The organism is Microvirga sesbaniae (assembly GCF_025460805.1).
Taxonomy (GTDB): Bacteria; Pseudomonadota; Alphaproteobacteria; order Rhizobiales; family Beijerinckiaceae; genus Microvirga; species Microvirga sesbaniae.
The window spans coordinates 70,270-82,795 of record NZ_JAMXFJ010000010.1; the positions used below are offsets into that span (position 1 = coordinate 70,270).

The 12,526-nt window shown below is 57.2% G+C and carries 9 protein-coding genes; 6 read left to right on the plus strand and 3 right to left on the minus strand.

Annotation, left to right across the window (positions count from 1 at the left end):
• The first annotated feature begins 90 nt into the window (after positions 1-90).
• From OCW50_RS15400 to OCW50_RS15425, 6 genes are all read left to right on the plus strand, one after another.
• Entirely contained in the window at positions 91-1,752 is a 1,662-nt protein-coding gene (locus OCW50_RS15400) for an AAA family ATPase (RefSeq protein WP_262267023.1), read from the plus strand.
• 11 nt (positions 1,753-1,763) lie between these two features.
• Positions 1,764-3,662 carry a vWA domain-containing protein gene (locus OCW50_RS15405; RefSeq protein ID WP_262298160.1) on the plus strand — a complete coding sequence of 633 codons (1,899 nt, stop codon included), beginning with the start codon at positions 1,764-1,766 and terminating at the stop codon, positions 3,660-3,662.
• A 75-nt stretch (positions 3,663-3,737) separates the two neighbouring features.
• Complete coding sequence (locus tag OCW50_RS15410) at positions 3,738-4,148, plus strand: hypothetical protein (RefSeq protein ID WP_262030211.1); 411 nt, start codon at positions 3,738-3,740, stop codon at positions 4,146-4,148.
• 86 nt (positions 4,149-4,234) lie between these two features.
• Complete coding sequence (locus OCW50_RS15415; protein WP_262267026.1) at positions 4,235-4,882, plus strand: exonuclease domain-containing protein; 648 nt, start codon at positions 4,235-4,237, stop codon at positions 4,880-4,882.
• A gap of 6 nt (positions 4,883-4,888) precedes the next feature.
• Positions 4,889-8,320 carry a DNA polymerase III subunit alpha gene (locus OCW50_RS15420; RefSeq protein WP_262267027.1) on the plus strand — a complete coding sequence of 1,144 codons (3,432 nt, stop codon included), beginning with the start codon at positions 4,889-4,891 and terminating at the stop codon, positions 8,318-8,320.
• A 5-nt stretch (positions 8,321-8,325) separates the two neighbouring features.
• Positions 8,326-8,595: a hypothetical protein gene (locus tag OCW50_RS15425; protein ID WP_262267028.1), complete on the plus strand. Its 270-nt coding sequence runs from the start codon at positions 8,326-8,328 to the stop codon at positions 8,593-8,595.
• A 133-nt stretch (positions 8,596-8,728) separates the two neighbouring features.
• On the opposite strand, the gene OCW50_RS15430 is transcribed toward OCW50_RS15425, so the two are convergent.
• From OCW50_RS15430 to OCW50_RS15440, 3 genes are all read right to left on the minus strand, one after another.
• Positions 8,729-9,841: a hypothetical protein gene (locus OCW50_RS15430; protein ID WP_262267029.1), complete on the minus strand. Its 1,113-nt coding sequence runs from the start codon at positions 9,839-9,841 to the stop codon at positions 8,729-8,731.
• Positions 9,838-11,226: a hypothetical protein gene (locus OCW50_RS15435; RefSeq protein ID WP_262267030.1), complete on the minus strand. Its 1,389-nt coding sequence runs from the start codon at positions 11,224-11,226 to the stop codon at positions 9,838-9,840. Before OCW50_RS15435 ends, OCW50_RS15430 begins: the two co-directional genes overlap by 4 nt.
• Before the next feature lie 489 nt (positions 11,227-11,715).
• Complete coding sequence (locus tag OCW50_RS15440; RefSeq protein ID WP_262267031.1) at positions 11,716-12,456, minus strand: hypothetical protein; 741 nt, start codon at positions 12,454-12,456, stop codon at positions 11,716-11,718.
• Positions 12,457-12,526 lie beyond the last annotated feature (70 nt).

A 12,526-nucleotide genomic window follows, 5' to 3' on the forward strand; every position in this document is an offset into this window, starting at 1 on the left:
ATCCGCCCCTCCGCAAACCATCCTTCTAACCAAAGAAATATCAAATTGATCCCAATGTGTTCTTGAAATTACACATTGAAGCAATCCCCAATGTCCGAGATCGGCGAACAAAAATCATCCCTTATCAACCTTTTGGTCGGTCTCTACATTAAGAAGACCTACTTCCGGATCACACGCAGCCGCGGCGGCGTGTTCTTCCCCAGCCAGGACGAAGTCGCTGACCAGTTTCGTGGCATCTTGGCGGAGGCTCTTGGGCCCCAGCAGGCGCAAGCGATCCTCTCCAATTGCATCGACGCCGCCCGAACCCTCGTCCACAAAGCGATGGGCCAGGTAAGATTCGATCCCGCCTCGGAATGCCATACTGGCTTCTGCAAAGAACTGACCGACCCTGCCAATGCCGACGATATAGAGGCGCTTCGCGAGCGCATGAAGACCGCCAACGATCGGGCGCTCGCCGACGCTATCAGTGCCTTGGCCCAAGCCAACGCTACCCTGCCCCACCAGACCCCACTTCAGGAGCCCGTCACCGACCTTGTGACGACGGCAACTCCGCCCTCTCTCAGTTCGGCGCCGTCAGGCGGTTATGAACCAGTCGGTCGGCTCGCTCTCGACCGAGAGATCCTCTCGAGCGGTGACCGTCTGATCGAAAAGGCCACCAGCGGCAAGTTCCGGAGCCTTGAGAGCGTCTTCAGCAAGCTCGTTGAGGCCGACCGGATCGCAATCTCCAAACCCGCGATCGCACCCTCAGCCCAGATTGTCCCGGCTCACGGCAGCTATCCAGAAGGGCGCCCACACCAGGTCAAAGCCGCGGATCTCTTCGCGGATGCGCTGCGCCACCCAAGCGACGCCGACAAGCTGGATTTCCCCGTTACCATTTTTGAATGGTCCGGCCAGCATCCACGCGTTCCGAACATCGATCATAGTCATCGCTTCGACATCGAGCAGCTTCGCCTCATCCTCTGGGCAATGGACAGAGGGTACAATTCAGTTCTCACTGGCCCGCCGGGATGTGGGAAGACCACGGTGACCAGAGAGGTTGCCGGCAGGCTACGGCGCCCCTGGTACCGGATCCCCATGCACGGTGACATGGGCAAACGTGACATGCTCGGTGGCTTCAAGCAGATCAGCACCCACCAGGGACCAGAAACCCGCTGGTTCGACGGGCTCCTCACTCAAGCGATCACCCAGCCGGCCGTCATCGACGTAGACGAAATCGACCGGGCCGATCCGGATCTCCAGTACATCGCGCACCAACTCTACGAGGGCGAAGGCATCACCATCCTGGAGGATGAAGGTCGCTTTGTGCCTCCCCATCCCAAGGTGGCGCTGCTGGCTACGGCGAACACAAAGGGTCGGGCCGACAGCCTAAACCGCTATCAGATGATCAATGAGATGTCGGAGGCCACCCGTGACCGCTTCTCTGTCTGGGTCGATATGGACTATGCGCCGCCCGATGAGGAGGCCGAAATCCTAACCGAACGAGGCATCATCAAGAGTCCCTCGGCCGCGACCAACATCATCAAAGTGGCGAACCTGATCCGGGCCGCCTACAAGAAGGGCGAGATCAGCACCACCTGCAGCTTCCGTCAGCTCGAAGCGGCTGCCGACCTCGCCTCGTTCTACGGTGACGAATGTGAGGCCGTCCGGCGGATCCTCTATGCCCGGGCCCCTACGCTGGCCGATGCCAAGACAATCTATGAGCTCGCTCATCAGATTTACGGCCCGTCCTGGAATCCTCCGGCTCCTTTCTGACCAGCACCATCATGACCACCATTCCAGGGTACATCCTGCGCCGGGAGATTGCCTCAACGCTCTCGGCAATGGGGAACCGCCGCTTCAACATAACGTTCAGAGGAAGCCGAGCTTTCACTGATGGCGTGCACATAAATCTACCGGCGATCTGGCCGCAGAGTGAATACAGCGACGCAGATGCCAAGGTCCTGAGAGGATATGGGAACCATGAAGTGTTCCATCCCCTCTACAGCACCCTTTCTCGCCGCCTCCCTTGGATCGAGAAGGTCATTGGGCTTCCTGTGGCCGAGATGGACAAATCCCAGGAGCACCGCCTTCGAGTCTGGCTCAAGACGGAGAATTGTCTGGAGGACTGGCGGATCGAGTCCATTGGAGCGAGGGAGTTTCCCGGCTCTCACATCAATATCGGCTATACCCGCAACCACATCGTCTCCCGCGAACTCAACCACCTCCAAGCCCGGGATCCCTCTGTTCCCCCGCGCCTGATCCCCAACGTTCACCAGGTCCTCACCTGGTTCGGTACAATCGCCAATGCCTATCCCTGTGCACCGACGGCACAGGTTGCGATCGAGTTCATGCGCGAGCATGTGGATTCGGAGGCAGTCGAGGTCGTCCAGCATTATTGGCCTGTGATTTCCCGCTGCAGGGATAATCCTGAACTCTACCCAGTTGCGCTCCACCTCTCCGACCTGTTGATCCGCCTTTCCCGTGAGCGAACCCAGGCTAATCAACCGCAAGACAGCCGACAGGAGAGCCGGGGCGACACACTCAACCCGCCCGGGCCCCAAACCGGACGAAACGCACCTAGTGAGCAGGATTCCGGATGCTCCACCGCCCACGGTGGGACAGCGAGCGTCCCTAAACCGGGTCTCGCCGATGACGGTGGTCAGCCTGATTGGCAGGGAGACGACGCGGACCAGTTGAACACGCCTCTGCTCGACATCTCCGATGTGGTTACGAGGATCGTCAGCCGAACTCAGATCGATGTACGGACGTACAACCGATCGGTTGCCCGCGCCGAGGCCTCCGGGCGTTCGCCCAGCCATTATCGGAGAGCATTCTCCAGCCCCCTGATCATCGCTCCAGAGACCCGGCAACCGGAGGACGGAGATGCATTCCGGTCCATCATGGAAAACGCGAGCAGGGATGCTGAAACACTCGCCGCCGCGGTTCGGTCACTCCTTATCTCGCGCCAGCGGAAGGTGGTCCGCCGCCACCGTCTAGAAGGAGAACTCGACGATCAGAACATCATGGGCATCGCCATGCGCGATCCGGATATCTTCCGACGCACTGAGCGCCGTACCGGGACAAGCGCCGCCGTCCAGTTGATGCTCGACGCCTCAAGATCGATGCTCACGTCTGAGGAGCAGCCCAACGGAGGCCAGTCGGACCCCAAAGCTCGAATGAGCCGTCGCGATGTTCTCCTGCGGGCCGCCGGAGCGGTCATCGAGGCTATCGGCCACCAACGCCAGATTGACCTTGCCATCGACAGTTACACCACCGACGATCAACTGAATCCGACGATAGTTCGCCACAAAGCATTCGGAGAGCCCCCTTCGACGATGCGGCCAGCTCTCGGGTCCGTCCTGCGCCGAAGGAACGGCGGAACACCGACGGCCGAGGCCATTCTCGAGGGAGCCCACCAACTTTACCGGTTGAAACACGACAAGAAGGTTCTCATCCTGATCACCGATGGCGAAGCCAACGATCCCATCGCCGCCGAAGAGGCGGCAAACGTCGCCATCTCCTGTGGCGTTCATCTGATCGGCATCGGGATCAGCCAGCAAGCTCCATCCATGAACATCCCCGGGTGGCTCGTCATAAATGATGTGAGTGAGCTCCCAATCCAACTCCTTGAGGCTGTACGCAGGTTTCTCTGGCCCTCGCCTTGGATTAAAAGCGAGGGATAACGCGGCGAACCTGCAATTTAATTCGCGATTCGAGAACGGGTGCTTCCCGGATCGCTGCAGCAATAAGGAGCACAAATGGCCCCCCAGCATACCTTCGTGATCTCGGGAACGCTCAATGAGCAGACCTCGCAGACCTCTGTCTCGCTTACGGGGACCATCGTCCTTGAAGGGGTGACCTTTGAGGTTCGGACCCAGCAAAAGGTGTCCAGGGATAGAAAACGGTATCAGGCGGTATCCGGAAGGAGCGCTGCCGGAGAACTGCTTAAGGGCGCGATCTTCACGTTCGCCCTGACAGATGCCGACAAGAAGGCCAAGCGCCCCTGCTTCAAAGGCAAGCTCAATCGAGGAAGCAAGGTTTACCACATCGCCGGCTGGTACAATTCAACACCAGATGGGGAGGTCATCCGAGTGGGAGAAAACAAACGTAAAGCGACCCCTGCCTCTGAAGAGCGCGCCTGCCCTCCCACGGCCCAAATGGGTGCATAAGGGACACAAAGCCCATCATTCCAGATTTTGCCCTCTCCCCTTTAGAGGGCAAAAACCCCAATAAAATTAAAAAGTTGAACCCGCCAATGCCTGCATCCGCCCCCCAGAACCAAACGGTCGAACGCTTCTGGATTGCTGATACCGAGACCACCGGTCTCAGCGTCGAAGATGGCGACCGGATCATCGAGCTCGGCGCTGTTGAGGTCGTGAACCGCGTCCGGACTGGGCGGACATTCCACTCCTATATCAATCCCGAAGGGCGCCGGATCTCCTATGGCTCATTCGAGGCCCATGGGATCCATGACACAGTGGTTCAGGATGCTCCGCTGTTCGGCGAGGTCTATCCGAAATTCTGCCGCATGGTCGGTGACGCTCCTTTGGTCATCCATAACGCTCCGTTCGACGTCGGCTTCATCAATGACGCCTGTCGGCGGGATGGGTTACCGCCACTCCCGAACCCAATCATCAATTCCATCGACACCGCCTCGCTCATTTGGCCAGGCCGGACGGTGAACCTCGACGCAGTGGCTGGGCGCCTGGGCCTCTACGATCCCGAGCGTGCGAAGAAGCACGATGCGATCAAGGACTGCACCCTCTTGGCGGAAGTCTGGATCAGAATGCTGGCCCTGCGGGAGAACCCGCAGTCTCAGAACGATCTCTTCGCCGGTTCCCAAGCCTCCAAGATTACCTCGCCTGCCGTGGCTGTTCGCGGCTGGTCCACGAAGCTTCTGTGATCTCTGATGCCGAACAACCTTAAAACCGAGTCCTACTACTCCTTCGGCCGGTCTTGCTTGTCGCCGGAGGCTATTGTCAGCCTCACCAAGGCTGCAGGGCAGAGCACCGTCGGTCTTTGTGATCGCAACTCGATGGCAGGATCATATGAGTTCTGCAAAGCCGCCAAGAAGGCGGACATCAAGCCTGTCCTTGGCCTTTCTGTCGAATCCAGCATCCAGGGAGCCGAAGCAAACACGACCCTTACTGGGTGGGTGACCCTCTATGCCCGCAACGAGGCCGGGCTGAAGCATCTCTATAAGGTGGCTTCAAACTGCCATTCAGGTCCGTTGCCCTTGGAGCTTCTGGTCGAGGGACAAGCGGATACGATCTACTTCCTCACGGGGCCTACTGCGGACGGCCTCCTGCCGAACGCGACCCGATCCAGCAACGCGCGAGCCTACGTCCGAACCCTCTTTACCACCTTGGATGCCAGCGGCGTCACCTACGCCGTCGAGCTGGAGCGTCGGCAGAGACCGGAATCCGTTGAGGCTCGTATCCTCGACCTGTTGGACGAGCTCGGCCTGGAACCGGCTGTGGTCGCCACCAGTGAAATCCGTCACGGGACCGCTGCAGACCGCGAGGCCCTTGAGATTATCGACTTCGTCTCCCGTCGTAAGGAGACCGGGGTCGCCGAGGCCCTAGCGGAGAAAGGCAATCTGACTGCTGGGGTGACCTTCAAGACGCCGGCGGAACTTGAGACCCTCTTTGAGGACGTACCTCAGGCCCTCATCAACGCCGATGCCATTTCCAGCCGGTCGGAGGCCTTCGTTCATTCGAGCCAGCCGCGCATCCCTCATATGCCCGGTCTGACCGCTGAGGATGAGATCGAGCAGATCAAAACGAGGGCCCGGGAAGGACTGGCCGCACGGATCTCCCAAAATCCCTACATCGAAGAGAAGAAGCAGGCCTATCTCGACCGGCTGGAATTCGAGCTCGATCACATCACGCGTCTGGGCTTCTCTGGCTACTTCCTCATCGTGTCCGACTTCATCACCTGGTCCAAGCAGAACAACATCCCCGTAGGGCCTGGGCGTGGCTCCGGTGCAGGCTCACTTGTGGCATGGTCTCTGTCGATCACCGAATTGGACCCGATCCGGTTTGGTCTGTTCTTCGAGCGGTTCATCAATCCCGAACGAATTTCGCTGCCGGATTTTGACGTCGATTTCTGCAAAGCTCGGCGCCCGGAGGTCCTTGACTACGTTCACCGGCGCTATGGGGCTGATTACGTGGCGCATATTGGCTCCTACGCCACGCTGGCAGCCAAGGGCGCCTTCCGGGCGGCGGGGGCATCCCGAGGCATGACCCCGGGTGCGGTGGAATCCTTCGTCAGGCTCATCCCTGATGATGCCAAGACCCTTGCTGATGCAGCCCAACTCCCTGCGGTAGCCCGAGCGCTGTCACAGCCGGAGGCCTCAGAGGCTTTCAAGGCCGCCCAGGTCGTCGAGGGATCGGTCACCCATGCCACAAAGCATGCTGCCGGTATCATTATCGCAGACCGCCCGCTGATCGAGACGTGTCCACTTTACCCGCCAGACAAGAGCGACCTCAAAGTCGCTCAGTTCGAAATGGGAGCCGCCGAGGCCACCGGACACGTCAAGTTTGACTTTCTCGGTCTGGAAACCCTCACGGTCATTGAGAACACCCGCCGCCTCCTGAAGGCCGAGGGAATCGACATCGATCCCTATGCGCTCCCATGGGAGGACGAAGCGACCTTCACCATGCTCAATCGCGGCTGGACGCTTCGCGTGTTCCAGATCGAGAGCCCTGGGATGACCAAGGCGCTCCGGGAGATCAAGCCGAGCCGGTTTGAAGACCTGATCGCGCTTGTGGCCCTCTATCGCCCTGGCCCGATGGAGTACATCCCGCAGTATGCCGCTCGAAAGGCTGGCCGTGCCAAGGTGGCCTACCCCCACCCGAAGCTGACCGAAACGCTGGCAGAGACCTACGGGATTATCATCTACCAAGAGCAGATCATGCAGATGGCTCGAATCGTGGCCGGGTACAGCCTGGCCGAGGCCGACGTTCTGCGCAAAGCCATCGGTAAGAAAATCCCCGAAGAAATCGCTAAGCAGCGGACGATCTTTGTCCAAAAATGCATCGAGCAGGGCGAGACGGAGAAGGATGCCAACGAGCTCTATGACTTCGTCCTGCCCTTCGCGGCCTACGGTTTCAACAAAAGTCATGCCGCAGCCTATGCGCTGATCACCTGGATCACAGCCTACCTAAAGCGCCACTACACCCATGAGTTCCTCGCCGCCAACATGGAGCAGGAGATTACCAAGGTCGAAAAGCTCATGCGGACCGTGGACGAGGCCAAGAAGATCGGCATTACGGTTCTCCCACCGGATATCAATGTGTCCGGCGCAAGCTTCCAGATCGAGAGACGGCAGGACGGCTCGAAAGCCATTCGGTATGCTCTTTGCGCTCTGAGCGGCATCGGCCGGGATCTGGCAACTCAGATTGCAGCCATCCGAGAGGACGGACCCTTCAAGTCTCTCGAGGATTTCGTCGACCGGACCTTGGGTACCGTCAAACAATCTGACATCCTGACCCTGATCTTGGCCGGCGCCTTCGACCGTCTCCAGACCCAGAATACCGACATGCCTGTGGCTCCGAAGGACAGCCAGGCCCGTATCGATCTGCGGGCCAAGCACCTCTCTGCTACGGAAGCGTTACGGAAGCAGGCGACAAGCCGGAAATCGGCAGGCGTGAACCAGGGCGATCTCTTCGGCAGCTTTGCTCCGGTACCGCTTAAATTCACGGTCGACCCTCTTTCCACAGCCGATGCAATTGCTGGTGAGGAGAAGGCTTTCGGCTATCGATTTGCAGCGCACCCCATCGACATCTATGCCGACCTGATCGGAACGAACGGGATTGTCTCCCTGACGACGGCCCGCCGAACCATGCGGGAGATCACACCTGACCAGACCTCTCTGAAAGCTCTGGTCGAAATCGTCAGCATCCAGGACCGCAATGTCGATGGAACGGTGATCACCGAGATTCAAGTCGGTGACGCCTGCTCAGCGATGCGGGCTCAATTCTCGAATAAGGTCGTTCCGCCGATTCTTTCTAAGGAACCGCTGATCGCCGTGGTTGAGATCGACTGGTCTAAGGGCAGCCCTGTGATCACACGCTGGTCGCCCGCGAATGCCGAACAGCAGAAAGCAGGCTATGGCGCGGTAGTCCGCTGTGCGGATCAGACATTGGCCGTTCAGGTTCTCGGTCAGATCCGCTCCCATAATGCTCTCAGAACCCAGGCTGAAAATGGTTCACGCCTGTTTATCGCAATTGGGAGCAACGCACCCAAAGAGACGAGCCTCACCATCAAGACCGATGATGTAAGCCTTGGAGCCATCAAAGCCATGAAAGGCGTCATCGGAATAGAAATGACGGGATAGGACCCATGAACCCGACAAGAATTGAGATTCGGCTCTCTTCCACTTGCGGAGAATCCGGCCTCGCCCAGATCCGAGACGTCATCCGGGAGAAGGCACTCCGCCCTCCCGGAACCTCCGGTCTGGTATTTATCGTTCCCACGCCCGAAGCCGACGTTACGATCGACACTCAGGTGCGCCGGATCAATTCCTCACGCGAGCTCATCGCGGCCCTCGAGCGCCTGGATGTGGTCGACGCCGCGACGCTTGTGGACGATCCTATTCAAAACGTCGCCTGATTTTGGAATAGAAGCCAAAACCAAGCACTAGTCCTTTAAAACTGCTCGCGACCTTAACCCCGCGCAGGATATTCTATCGTCAGGCCATGCACGAGCCCCGAATCTAGGTCGATCAATACAAACCGGCGGCTGCTTAATTAGGGTCCGGAACAATCGTCGGGCTATCGGATGGCGGCAAGTTTTCAACCGGAACATTATACTCTCTGAGAATGAAAATTGCCTGTGTCTCTACGTTGTTCGAAATGTTGCTTTGAACGCGGATTTCTTCCTTTATGAGATCCGAACTGGACTTTGCGCGTTTGTTGATCGCATCCAGTTCTGCCAGAACACCATCCCTTGTCGATTGGGACCTTACCGCCGACTGGTCGCTTGCCGACAACCCCTCCGAAGCCCTCTGTACAAAACTCGCAAATGAGGCGCCCTTATAGAGCAGGTCCAAAACCACCATGCTCTCAGCCGATTGCCTCGCTCGTTCGAGTTCTACTCGCAGTTTTTCATTTAACCGGTTCAACTCCGTCAATGCTGCTGCTCGGCTAGAGGCCATCTCCTCAAGTTTCGATCTGACTTCAGCCTTGTCTACGGATGCGGAGAGTTCCTTCACGAGCCTCTCCAGCTCACGTCCTCTCGCCGCAGACCAACTATACTTCGCTAGATTTCGCTCCGCATGGAGACCAAACATCGCTCGGCGAAGCATGCTCAGCGGTTGATGGGTAACAGTAATAGATCCGTCTGGATTCTTTCGAAACCAATAGGCTAAGCTCGCCTCGGCATCCAATCGTTTCCCCTGGTCCATGACGTAAAACGGGTCTGGGTGCTCAGTATGAGAGAGTTCAGCGTCCGCCGGTGTCATACCGATTCCAACATAGTCAAGACGGTCGCTAATTAGACTGCGGTAAACTCCGGAGTCAGTTTGTACCGACTGTAATCGAGCAACAACCAGAACTCCGCCATTTCCGGCATACTTAAGATCATTGAGTATCTTTGGCTCAAGCTTCGTCATCTGATCGCTGATTTTTAATCCCAAGCCATACTCATTCAGCATCGGGAGCCCCATTTTCAAGAAATCTGCGACGCCCTTTGCTGTTTGAGGGCCGGATGGAGGTCCGGGAGGCAGGGTTGGAACCTGCTGAAGCGGCGTAGTCTGCAATCCGTCCTGCGCTTCTGCGACCGGGGGAATTGCAAGTATCCACAACAGCGGCAGAGTTTGATGTATTCTATACAGATTCAATTTGCTTGAGTTGGTCATTGTCGCACCGCATCGGTAAGATCGACCGCAGGGAGGGTCTGTTTCATTCGTCGAACCTGACTGAGGTGCTCTACGACATGCGAGAGACATGCCGTGGCATAGGCGCGCTTCAACCTCTGTAGATTAACTTGATCCAATATAAGCTGAGCATCTTTCCACGCTTTGATTGATGTCACTTCTTTCCAAAGCGTCCCGGATCCAGTCCTAACGTTCTGAAAGACAACGGGTGCAAGAACTTTCCAGCTCCGAAGGTCGCTCGGATTCGTGGATCGGGCTACTCTGACAAGATGATTGTAATCGATTCCGTAGAGAGGGAGATCTTGCCGCACACACTTCGATTGATCTATCTCACCGATTTTCGGATGAGCGAGCCAGGTAGTCCCGTCTGGATTCAAGTGATGGTATATATGGTCGACGTCTTTAATGTTCTCCAGGAAAGCTGCGCCACTTTTGTCGACGACGTCCCTTGTGAACCTCGCGGCGAGGATTGATTTCGTCACTCCCGTTCTCATCCACCCGCGCCCATCCTGGGCGTAGCTTTCCGCGTCCATGTTGTAAATGACACATACATCAGCGGGAGATCCAGAATAGACCTTGTATGCTATATAACTCGCGGCATCACCCTCCTTCTCGAACCTCTCTTTTGCGTCTGAGATGATCTTCGCTTCGTTCACCCCGGCAATCCGAATAGCCTCTGCTACCGAATGTTGCTGCGCAGGATCAGACATTCGATTGAGCCAGTTTACGTGGTGGTTCGCCTCGATAGACAACTGAACGTCTGTGATGATGCCCCAGCCAAACGCCGCACAATCGATGGCGAAGCAAATAGAGCAAACTGAGGAGGGAAGCGTTGATCGTCCCTCGGGCAGATTGACCAACTTGTCTCTCGCAATATCGAAGTTTTCGTACCTGGCCTTGAGACGGTCTACAAAATCACCTCTGTTCAGGTTATCTGCGGCAAGAGACACACCCCGGGTCTTCGCCTCAACCATCAAGTCTTGGATCCTCTGTATGGCCGTGACCACTTCATTGTGGATTACGTATGCTGCTTGCTCGCCTAGAGCATCAAAGATATCCTTCCGAAGTTTTGCAATTTCAGTGACGACGTACTCGATGGATTTTTGAATTGCTGCAAGCTGACGGATCGCTACATCAAGCTTGCCGTTCAATGTGGACAAACTGGCGCCAAGACCGCCATCGCCACGACTTGCATCTGCGATAGTTTTTATTACGCCGATTGCTGCTACTATCACTTCGACGTACTGAGCCTGAGCCGGTCTGGTTCCTAAAGCTGGGACAAGAGGCACAGATGCCAGTCCAGAAACGGCTGTAGATGCAATCAAGTTACGTATGAACTCTCGCCTATCCATAGTTTCGAGCTCCATTTGGCTCTCATGGATAGTGGGGGACAGCGCCATTTTTCACAATTCTATATCCTTTCAGGGGCATTGCTCAAAAGGATTAGGTCACGACCGCTGTCCAGACTCTCGGTCAGGCTAGGCACACAATCCGCATCCAGGGCTTTGGGACTCCGAAATAACACGTGCATCGGCAGAAATAGAACGTACTGTGCGACTCCGCTGCTCGCGCCCTCAAACCCTGAGCGTGGTTAGCCTTTTGATTCCAGAATGATGGCAGAACACGCCATTCATGCCCTCCGTAGTCATTTGCGAAAAACCATCCCAAGCCCGTGACATCGTCACGGCGGTTGGAAACACCTATGGGCAGGTGCTCGCCGCCTAATGACACCTGCTCCGGCTGCATCTCCCAGGTGAGATCAATCCCGCCTGGGAGAATAGCGCGACACGGGTCATGAAATTCGCGTATTCATAGCAGATCCGTCAAAAGGACAGTTCGAGAGAGGATCTGCTCTCTTAGCGATTAGTGAAGCTAACGGACTTCGAGCACGCCGCCGCTCCCGATTTCCGGCAAGCCGAGCCGTGTAGTTCCAGGGTAAAACTGGCCTTCCCACCGCGATTCACGACCTTATACCCGCGGACGTACTCGTTGAACCTCTCAGTCCATTTGTTTGGACCCGTCGAGATAAGAACCTGGGTGAGGCTTCCGGCACTCCCGCTAAACATCGAGTGCATGCCGTCACAGACCAAGTCGCCGTAGTCGATGATCCAGTCCTTGAACCCGTCCCCGTTCAGGTCATGCTCATTCGTGGCAAATCCCTTCCGGAGCTTGAAAACATCACAGGAGTCCAGGTTCCCCTTGAAGGCCTCGACTACGTCCGCCGGGTAGCCGGAAATGTCCGATGATTGCTCACGCGGCGGTGGCGTCGTGCTCGCCTTGATGAACTGCGTCGGAACCCAGCCGCCGTCATCGTCCCCCTGGCTCACGTAGCAGAAGCGGGGGAGGCCCCGTGATGCCGGGTCCTCATCCATGATGACCTTGCCGGCCGCGTTGACGTTATTGCACGCGCTGACCTTGAGCCACTTGGCATCGTGTGAAACCTCGCCGACCTTGTGCGACTTGGGATCCGGCCAGCGTTTCAGAATGAGCTTTTCCCCCGGTGCAATGCCGGTCACGTCGACGATCTCCGGATCGGCCGCCAAGGCTGCTCCGGTTCCGATGATTAAAGAAAGTGAGAAGGCGAGTAGGGTACGCATGGTTGATTGATCTCTGTTGGTGCCGGCCTTGTAACAGTTCCCAAGCGAAGCGGTAGATGTGGCGTCACCA